The organism is Rhizobium sp. 18055, assembly GCF_902706285.1.
Lineage (GTDB): Bacteria > Pseudomonadota > Alphaproteobacteria > Rhizobiales > Rhizobiaceae > Rhizobium.
In genome coordinates, this window is record NZ_CACSKD010000008.1 from 111,255 (window position 1) to 130,198 (window position 18,944).

At 62.4% G+C, this 18,944-nt stretch carries 15 protein-coding genes; 7 read left to right on the forward strand and 8 right to left on the reverse strand.

Annotated features, from left to right (window positions below):
* Positions 1–282: 282 nt before the first annotated feature.
* From GVL52_RS15655 to GVL52_RS15670, 4 genes are read right to left on the reverse strand one after another with little or no spacing between them, the layout of a single operon-like run.
* Positions 283–1,542 (reverse strand): ABC transporter substrate-binding protein, encoded by a 1,260-nt coding sequence (locus GVL52_RS15655; RefSeq protein WP_160008689.1) that lies wholly within the window; start codon positions 1,540–1,542, stop codon positions 283–285.
* Between the two features lie 2 nt (positions 1,543–1,544).
* A complete protein-coding gene (locus GVL52_RS15660) occupies positions 1,545–2,591 on the reverse strand; it encodes an aldo/keto reductase (RefSeq protein WP_160008691.1) in 1,047 nt (348 codons plus the stop codon).
* Between the two features lie 10 nt (positions 2,592–2,601).
* Positions 2,602–2,952, reverse strand: coding sequence for a TIGR04076 family protein (locus GVL52_RS15665; RefSeq protein ID WP_160008693.1), 351 nt, complete (start codon positions 2,950–2,952; stop codon positions 2,602–2,604).
* Entirely contained in the window at positions 2,945–3,697 is a 753-nt protein-coding gene (locus tag GVL52_RS15670) for a GntR family transcriptional regulator (protein WP_160008941.1), read from the reverse strand. The genes GVL52_RS15665 and GVL52_RS15670 overlap by 8 nt, the downstream gene beginning before the upstream one ends.
* Positions 3,698–3,821: 124 nt before the next feature.
* On the opposite strand from GVL52_RS15670, the gene GVL52_RS15675 reads away from it, so the two are divergent.
* The 5 genes from GVL52_RS15675 to GVL52_RS15695 are packed head-to-tail and all read left to right on the forward strand — an operon-like array spanning position 3,822 to position 8,699.
* On the forward strand, positions 3,822–4,619 hold the full coding sequence (locus GVL52_RS15675; RefSeq protein WP_244619189.1) for an ABC transporter ATP-binding protein: 798 nt from the start codon (positions 3,822–3,824) through the stop codon (positions 4,617–4,619).
* Positions 4,616–5,359, forward strand: coding sequence for an ABC transporter ATP-binding protein (locus GVL52_RS15680; RefSeq protein WP_160008697.1), 744 nt, complete (start codon positions 4,616–4,618; stop codon positions 5,357–5,359). The genes GVL52_RS15675 and GVL52_RS15680 overlap by 4 nt, the downstream gene beginning before the upstream one ends.
* Positions 5,356–6,267: a branched-chain amino acid ABC transporter permease gene (locus GVL52_RS15685; protein WP_160008699.1), complete on the forward strand. Its 912-nt coding sequence runs from the start codon at positions 5,356–5,358 to the stop codon at positions 6,265–6,267. The genes GVL52_RS15680 and GVL52_RS15685 overlap by 4 nt, the downstream gene beginning before the upstream one ends.
* A complete protein-coding gene (locus tag GVL52_RS15690; protein WP_160008701.1) occupies positions 6,264–7,235 on the forward strand; it encodes a branched-chain amino acid ABC transporter permease in 972 nt (323 codons plus the stop codon). The genes GVL52_RS15685 and GVL52_RS15690 overlap by 4 nt, the downstream gene beginning before the upstream one ends.
* 3 nt (positions 7,236–7,238) lie before the next feature.
* Entirely contained in the window at positions 7,239–8,699 is a 1,461-nt protein-coding gene (locus GVL52_RS15695; protein ID WP_160008703.1) for an aldo/keto reductase, read from the forward strand.
* A 77-nt stretch (positions 8,700–8,776) separates the two neighbouring features.
* Here GVL52_RS15695 and GVL52_RS15700 read toward each other — a convergent pair whose 3' ends face one another.
* The 3 genes from GVL52_RS15700 to GVL52_RS15710 form a co-directional block, all read right to left on the reverse strand.
* Positions 8,777–11,923: an efflux RND transporter permease subunit gene (locus tag GVL52_RS15700; protein ID WP_160008705.1), complete on the reverse strand. Its 3,147-nt coding sequence runs from the start codon at positions 11,921–11,923 to the stop codon at positions 8,777–8,779.
* Positions 11,920–13,065 carry an efflux RND transporter periplasmic adaptor subunit gene (locus tag GVL52_RS15705; RefSeq protein WP_160008707.1) on the reverse strand — a complete coding sequence of 382 codons (1,146 nt, stop codon included), beginning with the start codon at positions 13,063–13,065 and terminating at the stop codon, positions 11,920–11,922. The genes GVL52_RS15700 and GVL52_RS15705 overlap by 4 nt, the downstream gene beginning before the upstream one ends.
* 527 nt (positions 13,066–13,592) lie before the next feature.
* The gene (locus GVL52_RS15710) at positions 13,593–13,739 is read right to left on the reverse strand and encodes a DUF1127 domain-containing protein (protein WP_160003496.1); all 147 of its coding nucleotides are present in this window, start codon (positions 13,737–13,739) and stop codon (positions 13,593–13,595) included.
* A gap of 667 nt (positions 13,740–14,406) precedes the next feature.
* Between GVL52_RS15710 and GVL52_RS15715 the strand changes: the two genes are divergently transcribed.
* Positions 14,407–16,701, forward strand: a complete 2,295-nt coding sequence (locus GVL52_RS15715; protein ID WP_160008709.1) for an FdhF/YdeP family oxidoreductase — start codon at positions 14,407–14,409, stop codon at positions 16,699–16,701.
* A 67-nt stretch (positions 16,702–16,768) separates the two neighbouring features.
* Here GVL52_RS15715 and GVL52_RS15720 read toward each other — a convergent pair whose 3' ends face one another.
* Entirely contained in the window at positions 16,769–18,103 is a 1,335-nt protein-coding gene (locus tag GVL52_RS15720) for an aspartate aminotransferase family protein (RefSeq protein WP_160008711.1), read from the reverse strand.
* Between the two features lie 151 nt (positions 18,104–18,254).
* Here GVL52_RS15720 and GVL52_RS15725 point away from each other — a divergent pair, with 151 nt between their 5' ends.
* The gene (locus GVL52_RS15725; protein ID WP_160008713.1) at positions 18,255–18,803 is read left to right on the forward strand and encodes a cupin domain-containing protein; all 549 of its coding nucleotides are present in this window, start codon (positions 18,255–18,257) and stop codon (positions 18,801–18,803) included.
* Positions 18,804–18,944 lie beyond the last annotated feature (141 nt).

Sequence of the window (18,944 nt, forward strand, 5' to 3'; positions counted from 1 at the left end):
CTGCCCGGCGACTATCGAAGTCATGTGTTTGCGGCAACGAATTGCCTAATCCTCAAGCTTGCATAAAATACAGGCGTACGAATTTTGTCAAGCGGGTGTTCAACAGCCGATAGGCCATGTGCCAAGCGGCTGCTGGCCAGATGCGGCCGCGGATACACGCGTGCATGGCAGCCTTTAGCGGTGTGAATCGCGCAATCGACGCTTCGCCTCGCTGGGGGGGGATAACGAGCGCTCGAAAGGACAACGGGCATGGGAGACAGGCCCCCATGCCCGCGTCGTTGATTACTTCGCAGCCTTGAGCTTGCCGACCTCGTCTGCGCTCATTTCGCCGACCGTGGTCACTTCGCCATTGGTGATCTTCCACAGGCGGAACGGGCCGGTGATGTCGCCGTATTGGTCGAAACTAACGGGGCCAATGACGCCTTCGTATTTCACCGGCTTGCCGTCCTTGATCAGTTGCAACGCCTTGGCGAACTCTTCCTTGCCGGCATGAATAGGCGTGCCGCCTTCGGCGACCACTTCCGGCATCGCGGCCTTGATGGCGGCAGCGTCGGACTTGCCGGCCTTGGCGATGGCGAGTGCGACGATCGCACCGGCATCGTAGGAACGGTCCGCGGCAGGCGCGGACGGCGAAATGCCGCCCGAGAAGGCCTCGTATGTGCTGTTGAAATACTCGGTCGATGCCGTCGGGCTGGTGCCGGAAGACGTGCCATAGGCATTCTCGAGATACTGCGCGCCGACGCTGTCAATGAAGTCCTTCGAGTTCATGCCGTCGTTCAGCAGGAAATTCTGCTTGCCACCGCCGGAGATCCAGGCGCGGGCAATGGTAGCGCCATCCACCGGTGTGCTGACGAGGTAGAGGGCATCGGGCTCGCCCGCCATGGCAGCGCTGGCCTCGGACGAATAGCTCGACTGCTTCTCGTTGTAAGGCGTTGTCGAGGTGATGGTGCCGCCGAGCTTCTGATAGGCGGTGGCGAATTCGCGGACCATGTTGACGCCGAAATCGCTGTTGACGTTGATGATGGCGATCTTCTTCAGGCCCTGATCGATCGCATATTTGGCGGCAGCAGTGCCCTGCAGAGCATCGGAGGTGATGGTGCGGAAGAACACGCCATTGGTCTTGCCATCGCGGCCGAGCTCGGTGAGCGTCGGCGAGGATGAGGCTGGCGATACCTGGACGACGCCGGCAGGTGCCGTGACCGAGGTCAGGATCGGGATCGACACCGACGAGATGATGCCGCCGATGATGACAGGCACCTTCTTGATGTTGACGAGCTGTGTCGCCTGATCGACGGCGATGTTGCCCTGGCTCTGGCTGTCGCGGGTGTCTGCAACGATCTTGCAGCCACCGACGCCGCCGGCATCATTGAAATCGCGGAACGCCATCTCGACGGATTTGGCGCCGGCCTGGCCGTATTCCCCGGCAGGGCCTGTCAGCTCCATGACGAGGCCGACGGTGATGTCGCAATCGGCGGCAAAGCTTGGTGCCGTCGATGCTGCGAGGGCAGCAACCATGGCGGAAAGCAGAAATGTCGTTCTCATTGTTATTCCCCTTTGTTGAGATTGTATTTCATGATGCTGCCGTGGCGGCCTTCCCGGTCCCGCTCCAGCGTATAGACGTCACCTTCCAGCGGATGGGCCTGCGACAGGATTGCCGCAATCTCCGCCTGATCGGTTTCCCTGAGCCTGATATCCGCAATCGCCAGATTGGACGGCAGATGGTCGCGGTTGCGGGCACCGACGATCACCGCGGCAACGCCAGGCTTGGTCAGCATCGCAGCGCTTGCGACGGTGGCGATATCCACCTGATGCCGGTCGGCGATCCCCCGGAGCGTCGAAAGCAGTGCCTGGAACAGGTCCCAACCGCCGAAATCGTCGATGATCAGCTTGTACTTGGTGAGCGAGCGGTTCTCGAGCGGATGCTCGGGCTCGGGTTGCCCGAGCCAGCGATCGCCGAGGAAGCCGCCGGCCACCGTGCCGTAGCAGAACAGTGCGAAATTCTTCTCGGCCGCCAGCCCAGCCATGCGCTTTTCCGGGCGCCGGTCGAGCAGCGAATATTGCAGCTGCAGCGAGGTGAAGGGCACGCCCGCACCAATGATCGCCTCGATATGATCCGTGTCGAAATTGGTACCGCTGATCTTGCCGATCTTGCCTGCCTGATGCAGTTCCTTCAGCCATCCCGCCGTTTCCAGCCAGCCCGGAATATCGTAGGCCCACCAGTGGAACTGGACGAGATCGAGGCAATCGAGATTGAGCCGTTGGCGCGAGGTGTCGATGACGCTCTCGACATAGGCCTTGCTGATGATCGGCAGCACCGTCAGATCAGGCACGAACTTGGTGTGCACGCGGATGCGCGATAGAGCCTCGGCACCGCGAAGGTTCTTGTAGGCAAGCCGGAAGCGGCCGATCAGTTCCTCGACACCGGTATAGATGTCCGCGCAGTCGAATGTGGTGATCCCGGCATCGGCAAAGGCAATCATGTCCTCGATGGCGCTGTCGGCATCGATTGCGCCATGCCCGCCCGCGAGCTGCCAGCCGCCGCGGATGACGCGGGAGATCTCGTAGTCAGGGGCGATGGTGATGCGTTGCATGGTGTCTGGCCTATTCGTCAATCAAGGGAACCGCAGTGGTCGCGGCATGGCTGAAACGGCGGGTACCCGTGCGGGTGATCCTCAGCCGTGTGGAGCAATTCGGGTCCGGGCAGGCGATATCCGCATCCGTCGTCATCCAGTCGTTGCGGTCGGTCGGTCGCTGCTTGGCGGCCAGAAGCGGCAGGACGGAGGAGAGCGAGTATATCGAGATGCCCTGCCCTGGCGGCAGATGCAGCATCTCGCCGCGCAGTTCGAAATGATCGCCGGGTTTGGCGCCACAATAGACGGCACCGCCATCCGGGATGATCACATCGACGCGGAGATCGAAGAGGTCGAAGCCATCGTCAGCGGCATCAGTCATGCATCGCGCCCTCCGCTTTGCTGTCCGGCTCAACGTCCAGCCGCCCGCGAATGAGATCGAAGGAGCGGCTGATATCGTTGGACAGCGACAGCATGGCGCCCTCGGCATCGCGCCGTTCCAGCGCATCTATCAGCGCCCAGTGATGGTTGGTCGCGGCCAATCCCCCTTGCTCGTCATGGATATGAGCCGCCTTGCGGATGATCGCACCCGATTGCAGCCACAGGCTTTCAACGATCGGGATCAGCACCTGCGAGCGTGCCGCGTGGTAGATGTGGAAGTGAAAGCGCTGGTTCAGTGCGGACGTGACATGACCGATGTCCTTGCCATGTCGCTCGAAGGCCATGTCGCAATCGACATTGATCTGCCTCAGCGCCGCAAAGTCGTCGGAGGTGAGATTTGGCAGAGCGAGAGCCACCATCTGCCCCTCGATCAGGATGCGGGCGCGGGCCAGATCGTCGAGACGTTCGCGGGTGATCAGCGGCACCCGCACCGACCGGTTCGGCAGCGATTCAAGCGCCTGCTCCGAGACAAGGCGGCCAAGCGCCTCACGCACCGGCATGGTGCTGGTCTGCAGCCGATCGGCAAGATCGACGATGCGCAGCACGTCGCCGGCATCGAACATGCCGTTGATCAGCGAATTGCGCAGCTGGGCGTAGACCCGGTCCTGCAGGGTCTCGCGGCCGACCGGCGACAGGGCATCGTCGCGATCATGGCCGCCGGTGCCGGTCTCTGACGATTTCCTCATCTGGACTGCCATCCCACCTGCTCCGCCCACCGCCGCTTTTTTCGGTTGCATTTCCTCATGCAGTGAAGTTTGATCAAACATCACCAATCAAATCAAGAGCCTTCTTTCATCCATGCCTTCTCCCATGCCAGACGCAACATCGAGCGCCGCGCCACCAGCCCGAGCGGTGATCGACGCGCGCGATCTGGTGAAACGGTTCGACGGCAATACCGCCGTTGCCGGCATGTCGCTGCGGCTGGCAGAGGGCGAGATGGTCGGGCTGATCGGGCCGAACGGAGCCGGCAAGACGACGCTGTTCAACCTCATCGCCGGCAGCCTGAAGCCGACATCGGGCGAGATCTGGATCGGCGGCCTCGACGTTTCGCAGGAAAGCCCGGAGCAGCGCATCGGCCGCGGTGTCGGACGCACGTTCCAGATCCCCAAGCCTTTCCTTGAAATGACCGTACTCGAAAACGTGCTGGCCGGCGCACAGGCGCAGGACGGCGAGCGACTGTTTGCAAACTTCCTGCGCCCCGTTCATGTCAGGCGGCAGGAAAAGCTGGCGATCGACAAGGCGAGGACCCTGCTGGAGTTCGTGACGCTGTCGGGCCTCGAAGCGCAACCCGCCAGGGTGCTCTCCGGCGGGCAGCGCAAGCTGCTGGAACTGGCACGCATCCTGATGGCCGATCCCAAGGCGATTCTGCTCGACGAGCCGGCAGCAGGGGTCAATCCGGCCCTGCTCGAGACGATCATGGAGCGCGTTTTGGAGCTCAACGCGCAGGGCAAGTCGATCCTGCTCATCGAGCACAACATGGACATGGTCTCGCGGCTCTGCTCGCGCGTCGTGGCCATGGCGCTCGGCAAGCCTCTAGCGGAAGGCACACCCGCCGATGTCGCCTCCAATCCCGATGTAATCGAAGCCTATCTCGGAGCCGTGGCATGACGCTTCCGGCCCTTCAGACCCGCGCGCTTGTCGCCGGATACGAACCCGATATGCCGATCGTGCGCGGTGTCGATCTCTCGGTGAAAGCCGGTGAATTGCTGGTGCTGCTTGGTCCCAACGGCGCCGGAAAGTCGACGCTGGTCAAGGCCATCGCCGGCGTCGTGCCTGTTCACTCCGGCAGCATCTCGCTCGGCGAACGCGACATCACCCGTGTGCCCGCCCACCGCAAGATTGGCGAGGGCCTCGCCTTCGTGCCGCAGACGGAAAACATCTTCGCCACGCTGACTATTCACGAAAACCTGCAGCTTGCCGCTGCAGTGCTGCCGAAAGCGCTGCGCGCCGAAAAGATCGCAGCACTTTACCGACGTTTTCCCGATCTTGCCGCCAAACCATCGCGACTGGCCGGCGCGCTCTCCGGCGGACAGCGACAGATGCTGGCGGTTACGCGTGCGCTGATCGTCGATCCGCCCGTGCTCATTCTGGACGAGCCTTCGGCAGGCCTGTCACCGAAGATCGTGGCCGAGGTGTTTGCGATGCTGAAAGAGATCAATGCCGGTGGCGTCACGGTCATTCTGGTCGAGCAGAACGTCAAGGCAGCTCTGGCGATTGCCAGCCGCGCCGTCATCCTCGTCGAAGGCCAGATCCGCCATGAGGGCGAGGCATCCTCGCTACTCGGCGATCCACTGATCGCCAAACTCTATCTCGGCACCAGCCAGCCGCAAAAGGCGGAGCAGCCATGAACCCGCAATTCCTGATGGACGGCCTGATCGCCGGCGCGATGATCGGCCTTGGTGCCATCGGCGTGACGCTGACTTATTCGATCCTGCGCTTTGCCAATTTCGCCCATGGCGAACTGCTGTCCTGGGGCGCCTACCTGGCGCTCGCCGTCAGCGGCGGCCTCGGCCTGCTCTCGACGTCGCTGACAAAGCCGATCGGCCCCTTCTCCTTCGGCTGGTCGTTGCCGCTGGCCGCCATCATCGCCATCGTGTTGACCGGCCTTCTGGCCCTTGCCGTCGATGCCGTGCTGTTCGGGCGGCTTCGAGCCCGTGGCGGTGCCGTCATCATTCTGGTCATGGCCAGCTTCGGCGCTTCGCTGGCGTTGCGCAGCCTGCTCGAATTCATCTTCACCTCGAAGCCTGCCTATTACACCAAGGCGCTGCAGATTGCCGTGAAGATCGGTGGCGGCCTGCGCGCCACGCCCGATCAGCTTCTCTCGCTCGGCGTCTCGCTTGTCGCAGTCATCGCCATTCACCTGCTGATGACCCGCACCGATATCGGCCGCTCGATGCGCGCTGTCAGCGAGAACCCGGCGCTCGCGGGCATTGCCGGCGTTGATGTGCGCAGGGTGATCCTCGTCGTCTGGTTCATCGGGGCAGCGCTTGCCTGCGTCGCCGGCATCATGACGGGGTTGCTGGTGCAGATCCGCCCCTATCTCGGCCACGACCTGCTGCTGCCACTGTTTGCTGCCGCGATCCTCGGCGGTATCGGCAGCGTTCCGGGCGCGATGATCGCCGGGCTGATCGTCGGACTGTCAGAGGCGGCAGCCGTCCAGCTGGTCGGCGCCGAATGGCGCGCTGCCGTGTCATTCGTCATCCTTGTTGCCGTTCTGCTGCTGCGCCCGCGCGGCCTATTCGGGAGGGTCGCATGAGCCTCGACCTGATCGCGTATGCCGCCTTCTTCCTGACCATGGCGCTGACCTATGCCATCATGTGCCTCGGCCTCAACGTGCAATGGGGCCAGACGGGCCTCTTCAATGTCGGCATCGCCGCCTTTGTCGCGATCGGCGCCTATGTCTCGGCCTTGCTGACGACACCGGACGCAGTCGGCCGCGTCGGCGGTTACGATCTGCCGATCGCAGTTGGCTGGATCGGCGGTGCGCTGGTTGCGGGCCTTGCCGCCTGGCTCGTCGGCGCGCTCACCATCCGGTTGCGATCCGACTACCTCGCCATCGCCACTTTCGGCGTTGCGGTCACCGTGCAGCTTTGCGTGCTCAACCTGCAGTCGCTCACCGGCGGCGCCTTCGGGATCGGCTTCATTCCGCGGCCGTTCGGCTATCTCGCTGGCGATCCCCTCGCCTTCGGCCTTTCCAATCTGGCGTTGATGGTGGCCGTCGTCCTGGCCCTTTATCTGGCACTCCAGCATCTGGCAAAAAGCCCGTGGGGACGTGTGCTTCGAGCGATCCGCGAGGATGAGACAGCGGCACAGGCACTCGGCAAACGGCCGATCCGCTTTCGCCTGCAGGCCTTCACCATCGGCGGCGCCATCATGGGACTTGCGGGTGCCGCACAGGGTCATTTCATCGGCTTCATCGCACCTGACAACTATCTGCCGATCCTGACCTTTCAGGTCTGGGCGATGCTGATTGTCGGCGGCTCCGGCAACAATCGCGGCGCAATCCTCGGTGCCGTTCTTGTCTGGGGCTTGTGGGCGCTGTCGGCCGCTGCCGTTTCCGCCTTCGTCCCACCGGAGCAGCAGGCGCGCGCCGCTTCGCTGCAGATCGTCATGATCGGGGTCGGCCTTTGCCTGATCCTCCTCCTGCGTCCCCGCGGCATCCTAGGCGCCTCCAATGCGCTGGCATCGCTGACGCGCAAGCGCACACAGAAATCCAAGGAATAGACCATGTCCCAACTGCCCGATCGCATAGCGCTCACCAAGGACCTCACCATCAGCCGCATTGTCTGCGGTCTCTGGCAGGTGGCCGACATCGAGAAAAACGGCACGATCATCGACCCGGACAAAGGCGCCGATGCGCTGCAGGCCTACGCCCGCGACGGCTTCGATACGTTCGACATGGCCGATCATTACGGCTCTGCCGAGCTGATCACCGGCCGGCTGCTATCCCGCTATCAGGGGGAAAAGCGACCGGTCGCCTTCACCAAATGGTGCCCGGAGCCCGGCCCGATGACGGCGGATGTCGTTCGTCGCGGCGTCGAGGAGCGTCTGACCCGGCTCGGCACCGACACGGTCGATCTGCTGCAGTTTCATTGGTGGAGCTTCGAACACCCCGCCTGGCTCGACGCCCTGCACGAGATGCAGCGCCTGCGTGAGGAAGGCTTGATCGGTGCACTGGGCCTGACCAACTTCGACGCCGGTCATCTGGCGCTGGCGCTGGCAGATGGTATCGACATCGCCACCAACCAGGTGTCGTTCTCGCTGGTCGATCGCCGGGCTGCGGGCCTGTTGTCCGATCTCTGCGCCAGGAGCAACGTCAAGCTGCTGGCCTATGGCACGCTCTGCGGCGGCTTTCTCTCGGACAAATGGCTTGGCCAGCCGGAGCCGTTGAACATCCCGGATTGGAGCCGCTCGAAGTACAAGCGTTTCATTGACACGTCAGGCGGCTGGGAAGCATTTCAGGGCATCCTGCGGGCTGCCGGCAGCATTGCCGCAAAGTACAAGGTCTCAATTTCAAACGTCGCCAGCCGTTGGGTGCTCGAACACCCGGCCGTCGCCGCCACGATCGTCGGCGCGCGGATCGGTGAAAACGAGCATCGTGGCGACAATCTCAATGTCTTCTCCTTCGCGCTCGACCAAGAGGACCATGCGGCTTTGGACGCCGCCTTTGCAGGCACGCAGCCTATTCCAGGCGATTGCGGCGACGAATACCGCAAGCCGCCGTTCCTGACAGCGTCCGGCGATCTCAGCCACCACCTCGACGCAATCCCGTCGATCTACACGCCCGAACCGGTGCCCGGCCGCCCCGGCCGCTCGCGCGTTTCCTCCGGCAGCATCTGGGAACCGATCGCCGGTTACAGCCGCGCGATCAGGGTCGGCGACCGCATTCTCGTCTCCGGCACGACAGCCACCCACGGCAGCAGCCGCAGCGTGGCCCCGGGCGACGCGGGTGCGCAGGCAACCTACATCCTCGACAAGATCGCAGCCTCCATCTCGGCACTCGGCGGCAGCATGGAAGACGTGGTCCGCACCCGCATCTATCTGCGCGACGCCAGCCAGTGGGAGCCCGTATCGCGCGCCCACGGCCGCGCCTTCTCCTCGGTACTGCCCGCCAATACGCTGATCGAGGCCGGGAACCTGATCGGTGACTACGAGGTCGAGATCGAAGCGGAGGCGATCTGCGACTGAGCGCGGAGGCGCTATAGCAGCATGGTCTGATCAGCCGACAGGGAACGGGGACCGTTTGAAGGCCCCCAGCCCCGCCATCACTCGGCGGCGCCGGCAGAAGGTGCCGCCTTTGCGCTTTTCGGCTTGGAAGCCCATTCGACGAAGCGCTGGATCACCACATAGAGGCCGGGAATGAACATGATGCCGACAGTGGTTGCCGCCAGCATGCCGCCGAGAATGGTGACGCCCAACGCCTGACGCGCGTTGGCGCCGGCGCCTGTTGCCAGCACCAGCGGTATCATGCCCAAAATAAAGGAGATTGCGGTCATCATCACCGCACGAAAGCGCTGTGCGGCAGCGGCGACCGCAGCATCGATGATCGAGCGCCCAGCCTCTTCGCGCTCGACGCGGGCGAATTCGACGATCAGGATGGCATTCTTCGACGCCAGTCCGATCAGGAGCACGATGCCGATCTGGGCATAAAGCGAGTTCTCCAGTCCGGCGACGACAAGCGCAAGGATGGCGCCGAACGCCGCGAATGCGAGTGAGAGGATGATCGAGACAGGAAGCGTCCAGCTTTCATACTGCGCGACGAGAAACAGAAACGCGAAGAGAAGCGCCAGCGACAGGATCATCGGTGTCTGCGAGGCCGATTGCCGCTCCTGCAGCGACAGGCCGGACCATTCATAACCGAAACCAGGCGGCAGGGTTGCGGCGGCGACCCTCTCGAATGCCGCCATGGCGTTGCCAGAACTGATGCCGGGCGCCGGGATGCCGTTGACGGGTGCAGACAGGAAGAGATTATATCGCGAAAGCGAAAACGGTCCGAGATCGGGCTTCAAGGTCACCAGCGTCCGCAGCGGCACCATGGCACCGTCGCGGCTTCTGACGCGGATGTCGAGGACATTGTCGGGATTGCCCCGGAACTGGCTGTCCGCCGCCAGATTGACCTGGAACGAGCGGCCGGCATGAGTGAAGTCGTTGATGTAGACGCTACCGAAATTGGCCCCGAGCGTCGCATAAATCTGCCCGACGCTAATGCCGAGATTTTCGGCGCGCTGGCGATCCACATCGACAAATATCCGCGGCACGTCTGCAGAAAAGGCGCTGGAGGCAAAGGCGATCTCCGGTTCGTGCGCGGCGGCCGACAGCATAGCCCGCGTGACCTGCATGATATCCTCCGGCGACTGCCCGAGCCGCGCCTGCAGCCTAAGATCGAGGCCACCCACCTGGCCGATGCCAGGGATGGGCGGCGGCGAGAAGACGGCGACGTTGGCCTGCGGGATAGACGCAAAGCGTCCGTTCAGCTGCTGCAGCAAGGCGGTGGTCGACAGTTCCGGCCGGGTTCTCTTGTCCCACGGATCCAGCGTCACAATGGCGAAGGCGCCGTTCGGCACATTGCCGTTCTGAAGCAGGCTGAAGCCTGCGATGGTGACGACCTTGGCGACCCCGGGCGTATCCCTGAGGACCGTCTCCACCTCGCGCATCGCCTCCTCGGTCCGCGACAGTGCGGCGGCGTTGGGTAGCTGAACGTCGATGAACAGAAACCCCTGGTCTTCGTCCGGCAGGAAGGCCGAAGGCACATGGATAAACAGCATGGCTGCACCGACCAGCGTCGCAGCCATGACGCCAATCACCACAAGCATGCGCCGGACGATCCACCCGACCAAGCGCGCATAGCCGTCGCGCGTCTTCATCAGCATGGCCTCGAACCAGGCGAGCGGACCCTTCAGCGCCGTAGGCTTGCTCAGAATGGTCGCGCACAGTGCCGGGCTCAGCGTCAGCGCCGTCAGCGACGACAGCACCAGCGAGGCCGAGATCGTCACGGCAAATTGCTGGTAGAGCTGGCCGTTGATACCCTGCAGGAAGGCTGTGGGCACGAACACGCCGAGCAGCACCATGGTCGTCGAGATGATCGGGCCGGTCACCTGCAGCATTGCCTTGCGGCTGGCAGCGGCGGCATCCAGCCCCTCCTCCTTCATCAGCCGCTGGACGTTTTCGACCACCAGAATCGCATCATCCACCACAAGTCCGGTTGCAAGGATGAGGGCGAGCAGCGTGATCAGGTTGATCGAGAAGCCGCCGACGAGAAGGACGGCGAAGGTGGCGATCAACGCGACCGGAATGGCGACCAGCGGGATGAGCGTGGCGCGCCAGTCGCCAAGGAACAGATAGGTCACGGCGACCACGATCGCAAAGGTGATCGCAAGCGTTATGATGATCTCCTCGATCGAGGCGCGCACGAACATGGTCGAATCGTAGACCGGCTCATAGGCGAGCCCGGCGGGAAACTGCCCGGAAAGCGACACCAGTTCTGCACTGACCGCGTCAGCGGTACCCAGCGCGTTGGCGCCCGGCGCCTGATTGATGATCAGCATGGCTCCGGGCACACCATTGATCCGCACGCCGGATGCATAACTCTGCGCACCGAGCTCGACCCGCCCGATGTCGCGGATCCTGACCAGTGCGCCGTTGTCGCCGCTTCTGACGACGATGTTGCCGAAGGCCTGGGCATCCTCGAGCCGGCCTTCGGCAATCAGCGTATACTGGATCTGCACCTTGTCTTCGGAGGGCGGCGCGCCGACCTGGCCGATCGAGGCCTGGATGTTCTGCGCCTGCACCGCCGACACCACATCATCGGGTGTGATCTCCAGCGCCGTCATGCGCACCGGATCCATCCAGATCCGCATGCTGTATTGCGACGAGCCCATGACCGACGCCTCGCCGACACCTTTGACGCGCGACAATGCATCGGTGACGTTCATCGAGAGATAATTCGATATCTCCAACTCGCTGAGGCTATGGTCGGGCGAATAGAAGCCCAGGGCCACCAGGAAATCCGGTGATCTGGCCCGTACCGTGACGCCGCGCTGGGAGACGGCGGCAGGCAGTTGCGCCATCGCAAGCTGCGCCCTGTTCTGCACATTGATCTGCGCCTGGTTCGGATCGGTGCCGACCGCAAAGGTCACTGTCAGCGAATAGGCGCCCGAATCCGAGCTGTTGGACGACATGTAGATCATGTCATCGACGCCATTGATCGCCGTTTCCAGGGGGTCGCCGACCACCTTGGAGATCACTTCGGCATTGGCGCCGGGATAAAATGCCGAAACGGTGATGCTGGGTGGCGTGATGTCAGGATATTGCGAGACCGGCAGGCCGAACAGCGCCAGAAGCCCGCCGATGCAGAGAATAATGGCGAGCACGCTGGCAAATCGTGGACGCGAAATGAAGAACCCCGAGATCATGGCAACTTCCCACCGTCCTCCGCAACGGGTTGAACGGCAATGCCGTCGGCAAGCCGCTGCATTCCCTGCACAACGACCATATCGCCGACCGCGAGCCCCTGTTTGACGGCCCAGAGATCACCGATCTTCGCGCCAGTCTCGATGCGGCGCTGTTGCACCGTCTTGTCCTTTTGAAGCACGAAGACGAAGCGACCGTCTCGATCCTGCATGACTGCGGATTGGGCAATGGCAGGCCCGGTTTGGGTATCCTTGCTACCAACGATCACCTTGACGAACTGGCCGGGCATCAAAAGTCCGTCAGGATTTGGAAACACCACCCGCACGCCCGCGGTGCCGGTGCGCGGATCAATCTCGGGCGCCACGAACTCGATGGTCCCCTCCTCCCCGTAGGCCGTACCATTGGGCAGCATCAGCATCAGTCTGAAGGCAGTGGCGTTCGCATCGGTCCCACCGGCGATCTGTTTCTGGCGAAAAGTAGTGACCTCGCCCTCCGCTACGGAAAACGTCACGCGCACCGGATCGACCTGGACGATCCGCGCGATCGGACCGGAATCGGTCCCGACCAGATTGCCTGTGGTCAGCAACGGCTGGCCGATGCGGCCCGAAATCGGCGCGACGATCCGCGTATAGGAAAGATCGAGCTCGGCCTTCGCGAGGCTTGCCTGCGCGGCCACCACGTCAGCTGACGCAACATCAAGTGCCGCCTGCGCATCGTCATAGGCGGCACGCGCCACCGCACTTCGCCTGATAAGTTCGGCATTGCGATCACGGTTGACCGTCGCCTGGCGTTGCAGCGCCTGCGCCCGCACGCGTTGCGCCTCGGCCGCAGAGACGGCCGCCTGATAGCGCGCCGGCTCGATCACGAAGAGCAGATCGCCGACGCTGACGGATGCGCCTGGCTTGAAGGCAATCTCCTCGATGAACCCCGGCACACGCGCCCGGATATCGACGGCCTCCTGCGCTTCCACACGAGCAATGTTTTCCGTCGGCAGCTCGACAGCTTCGCTGGTGACCGCGCGGACCACCACGGAGGGTGCTGGGCGGTTGGCGGCAGACTGTTGCGCTGATGCGGTCCCTGGCCATTCGCTGAGCACCAATACGCAAAGCGTAACGACGAAAGTCTTCCGGTGCGCATTGAACATGCTGTCTCTCGCATCCCTGCCAAGCCTTTGACAGATATATCCAAACGACCGAGAGGAACAACGAAGGCGCGGCGGCGAGGATGCCGATTTGGACGGCATGCTGAACAATAGGATTCTGGGCGTAGTCAGGCGCGATGCGTATCGTGTGCCATGGCGGATAAGTCCGTCTTGCTCCAGCATTGGGAGAACACAGGTCCCAGAATCGAAAAAGCCTGCCGCGGGAGGAGGTGCGGCAGGCTTTCGAAAAGAACCGAACAGCAGCTGGGAGGAGGAGTGCTGCTATTCCTTCAGACGTCCCTGGGAGGAGGAGTGGGTCGTCTGAACCACGAAGCTTTGCGGGAGGAGGTGCATCGCTTCGTTGAAATTGACTATACTGAAATTCTGGTCGATTTCGAGGCATTATGTTGCAGTGCAGTTATGCGTAAAATGCACAGCTGAAAATCCGCCCCCAATGCCTGCAATATGGAACGCAGAACGCCCGCTCTGAAAAGGCGGGCGTTCTGCAAAATGACGAAATGATCGTGAGATCAGCGAGCGATCGAAGCGCGGGCGACGGTGCGGATATCGCCACGGTCGATGCCGAGATCGCTGAGTTCGCGGTTGGTCATGCGACCAAGTTCGGTAACCGTCTGACGGTACTTGCGCCAGTTGTTCAGGCTGCGTGCTACGTTCATGATGATCCCCTTTCCTGAGGTTCGTTTGACGTCGGCAAGCTTGATTGGCCCCGGCGTCCTCTGATGTCGCTAATATAGCGACCTCCCCTGCCCGATAACAGCGACAATGCTTCACGCCACCCATGCGCGAAATGCAACGGTTGGCAGCTTCGAGAGGCGTCTGCGTCCGTGGCAGGGCGGTCCTCAATGGCAGGCGACTGGTGGATTGCCGAATTGTACCGGCTTGGTGGAGCCGGTTCGCTGCCGATCAGGTTGCGGATACGTCGCTGCAGCATCTTCGACGACAACCCTGCTTGCCTTACTCGACCGCCGAGCCGCCGATCAAGGCCCTCATGCGCGTGGTTGCCAAATCTGGCTTGTCGAGCCCGTTGGACTTGTCGGTCGGTTCAGCCAGACGGGAAAGACCGACCCCTGCGCACGCAAGCGTCGGGATCCGGTAAAAACCATCAGCAGAGCCGGACCAAGGGTGACGTTCGGCCTGAACCGCCCTATCTCGTTGTTCCTGGGGCACGGTCGCTTGTCACCGACGTCACGATGGGGCGCAGGGGCGCAATTGGTTTGTGCTGCGTCGCTGATGAGGCTTCTGGCAACATACTGTGCTTCAGTATAGTGCAGCATGTCACGTCGAAGTGTTATGCTGGTGCAATCAAGACGTTAAGGAAAGACCATGACAAAGAAGCGGCCTGCAGGGATTGAAAAATACGACGCTCCGGCCGGCGGCTGGGGCGCCTTGCGCGCCGTCACAAAAACACTGAGCCACCAGCAGGTGGTCGCGCAAGGGACGGCGACATTGCTGAAGGCGAACCAGCCGGAAGGGTTCGACTGTCCGGGCTGTGCCTGGCCCGATCCCAAGCATACATCCTCCTTCGAATTCTGCGAAAACGGCGCCAAGGCGATCACCTGGGAATCGACAGCCAAGCGCGTCGATCCTGAATTCTTTGCCCAGCACACCGTCGCCGACCTCTGGACATGGACGGACCACAAGCTCGAAGACGAGGGTCGCCTGACCCATCCGATGATCTACAATGCCGCGACCGACCGTTACGACGTGATCGACTGGGATGTCGCATTCGCTCGCATCGGCGCCGAGCTCAATCGGCTCGAAGATCCGCACCAGGCGGAGTTCTACACCTCTGGACGCGCGTCAAACGAAGCAGCCTTCCTCTACCAGCTGCTGGTGCGCGCCTATGGCACCAACAATTTCCCTGATTGCTCGAACATGTGCCACGAGGCAACAAGCGTCGGGCTGCCGAAATCGATCGGCGTCGGCAAGGGCACCGTGACGCTCGATGACTTCGAGCTGACGGACGCGATCTTCAGCTTCGGCCACAATCCGGGCACCAATCATCCGCGAATGATGTCGACCCTGCACGAGGCAGCACGCCGCGGCGTTCCGATCATCGTGTTCAACCCGCTGAAGGAACGCGCGCTGGAGAAATTCGCCTCGCCGCAGGACCCGGTCGAGATGATGACGATGTCTTCGACCCCAATTGCCTCCGCCTATCATCAGGTCCGCACCGGCGGTGATCTCGCAGCCCTGAAGGGCCTGATGAAATGCGTGTTCGAGATCGATGATGCCGATCTTGCCGCCGGCCGCTCCGGCGTCCTCGATCGCGAATTCCTCACCGAACATACCGTCGGCCTTGAGGCCCTTCGCGACGATATCGACAAGACGAGCTGGGACGACATCGTCACTGTGTCCGGCTTGACGAGGGCGGCGATCAGAAGTGCGGCCGACGTCTATGTGAAGGCCAAGAACGTTATCCTCTGCTACGGCATGGGGATAACGCAGCACAGCAACGGCACCGGCAATGTGCAGCAGCTGGCCAACTTCCTGATGCTGCGCGGCAATATCGGCCGCCCCGGTGCCGGCATCTGCCCGCTGCGTGGACACTCCAACGTCCAGGGCGACAGAACCGTCGGCATTACCGAGATCCCCAACAAGGCGCTGATCGACGGCATGGAGAAAGCCTTCGGCTTCCGCCCGACCGACCTGAAAGGTCACAACGCTGTCGAATCGATCGAGGCGATCACCGATGGCGCGTCGAAGGCGCTGATCTGCCTGGGCGGCAATCTGGCGGTCGCGATGTCCGATCCCGACATCACCTTCGAGGCGATGCGAAAGCTCGACCTGGCCGTCCATATCGCCACCAAGCTCAACCGCTCGCATCTGTTGATCGCCAAGACATCGATCGTGCTGCCATGCCTTGGCCGCACCGATCTCGATACCCAGGCCTCGGGTCCGCAATCGATCACGGTCGAAGATTCCATGTCGATGGTGCATGCATCGCGCGGCTTCCTCAATCCGCCGAGCGAGATGCTGAAATCCGAGCCGGCGATCGTTGCCGGCATTGCCAAGGCGACACTCGGCGAGCGCTACGGCATCGACTGGGACGGCATGGTTGCCGACTACGACAGGATTCGCGACAAGATCGAAATCGTGTTCCCCGACTTTTTCGACTTCAACAAGCGTGTTCGTGTGCGCGGCGGCTTCAGGCTCGATGTGGCAGCGTCCGAACGGCGTTGGAAAACGGAAAGCGGGAAAGCAACTTTCCTCGTCGCCCGTGGTCTCGATGAAGACCCGCTGATGAAGAACCCGGATGCGCTTGTGCTGACCACACTGCGCAGCCACGACCAGTACAACACCACGATCTACGGGATGGACGACCGCTATCGCGGCGTGTTCGGCCGCCGAGACGTCATCTTCATGAACAAGGAAGACCTTGCAAAACGTGGCCTGTCGGACGGCGATATCATCAACGTCGAATCCCTGCCGACGGCAGATGGACGTTTGCGCGCTGCGCGTGGTTTGACGGCTGTCGAGTACAACATTCCACGCGGGTCGGTCGCCGGCTACTATCCGGAAATGAACACGCTGATCGCGCTCTCCGATTACGATCGCCTCTCCGGCACCCCTGCCTACAAGGGTGTCCCGGTGACGATTACCGGTGCCCAAGGCTGACAGGCATCAGCGGGTCTGTCTCCGCAACGTCCCGGGCCTCGATTTCGCGAGGCCCGGGACGGATCGATCAGGCTGCGCGCTTCAGCGCGTCGCCGATAACTGACACAATCGTTGCGATCTGATCCTTTTCGACGATCAGCGGTGGCGAAAGGGCGATGGTGTCGCCGGTGACGCGAACGAGCAGGCCCTTGTCGAAGCAATCGACGAAGACATCATATCCACGCGTGCCGATTGCGCCTTCGCGGGAAGAAAGCTCGATTGCCCCGACCAGACCCAGCGTGCGGATATCGACCACATTCGGCAGGCCCTTCAACGAATGCAGCGCATCCTGCCAGGTCTCGGCGAGGCCGGCGCCGCGGGTGAGCAGCCCCTCTTCCTCGTAGATCTCCAGCGTGGCAATGCCGGCGGCACTGGCAACCGGGTGACCGGAATAGGTATAGCCGTGGAACAGCTCGATCTGGCTTTCCGGGCCGGTCATCATCGCATCATAAACCTTGCGGCTTGCAAACACCGCGCCCATCGGGATTGCGCCGTTGGTGAGGCCCTTGGCCGTGGTCACGAGGTCGGGAACGACGCCGAAATAATCGGTCGCGAATGGGGTTCCCAGACGACCGAAACCGGTGATGACTTCATCGAAGATCAGCAGGATGCCATGCTTGTCGGCAATCGCGCGCAGGCGCTCCAGGTAACCCTTCGGTGGGAGGATGACGCCGGCCGAGCCGGACATCGGCTCGACAATGACGGCAGCAATCGTCTCGGCGCCGTGCAGGCCGACCAGTCTTTCCAGATCTTCCGCCAGTTCAATGCCGTGTGCCGGCAGGCCCTTGCTGAAGGCGTTGCGCTCGACATCGAGAGTATGGCGCATGTGATCGGCCGGGATTTGCGGGAAAACGCGGCGATTGTTGACGAGGCCGCCGACCGAGATGCCGCCGAAGCCGACGCCATGATAGCCCTTCTCACGGCCGATGATGCGGCTGCGGGTTCCCTGCCCGATGGCGCGCTGATAGGCGATGGCGATCTTCAGCGCCGTATCGACCGACTCAGAGCCGGAGCCGGTGAAGAAGACGCGATCAAGCTGCGCGGCGGGACCGCCCGGCGCGACCTTCGCCAACCGCTCGGCGAAATCGAAAGCGATGGGGTGGCCCATCTGGAAGGTCGGCGCGAAATCCATGGTCATCAGCTGGCGCTCGACCGCCTCGGCAATGCGCTTGCGACCATGTCCGGCGTTGACGCACCAGAGGCCTGCGGTGCCATCCAGCACCTTCTTGCCGTTGACGTCGGTGTAGTACATGCCATCCGCAGAGGCCAAAAGCCGGGGTGCAGCCTTGAACTGGCGATTGGCCGTGAACGGCATCCAGAAATTTTCGAGCGACGGGCTATTGGCTTTGCTGATCTGGTCCATGGGTTCTCTCCAGAATGACGATAACTAACTGCATCGGCCATTTCAGATTTCCGAACAAGTCCTTTTCTACCTGTTTTCAAGCCATTGAAAAACATAGCATCGGAGGCCGAGTGTTGCTATATTTCGAACGTTTGAAACCCTGGGAAACACCATGTCCGTCGATATCGGCCAACGCCTGCGGCATCTGCGCCTGCTTCACAACCTCTCGCAGCGCGAACTGGCGAAACGGGCAGGCGTGACAAACTCCACCATTTCGCTGATCGAGTCCAATTCATCGAACCCATCGGTCGGCGCATTGAAGCGCATTCTCGACGGAATTCCAATCGGACTGGCGGAATTCTTTGCCTTCGAGCCGCAGAAGTCCCGCAAGGCATTCTACGCCGCAGAAGAGCTTGTCGAGATCGGCAAGGGGCCGATCTCGTTTCGGCAGGTCGGCGAGAGCCTGTTCGGTCGCCAGCTGCAGATCCTCAAGGAATGCTACCAGCCGGGTGCCGATACCGGCAAGGTGCCGCTTGTGCATGACGGCGAGGAGGGCGGCATCGTTCTCTCGGGTCGCATGGAGGTGACCGTCGATGACGAGCGCCGGATATTGGGGCCCGGGGATGCCTATTATTTCGAGAGCCGGCGGCCGCACCGCTTCCGCTGTGTTGGGCCAGTCCCATGCGAAGTGATCAGCGCCTGCACCCCGCCGACGTTCTGAGGCGGCCTGAGCGCGCGGTGATGATTGCAGTCGGCAAGGGCCGATGAGAGGCAGATCGGACAGTTGACTCGACCACCCGAGGAGGAATAGCTGCGCCCGATGAAGCGGAGGCTTCACAAGGTATGCTGCGCCATGCGACCG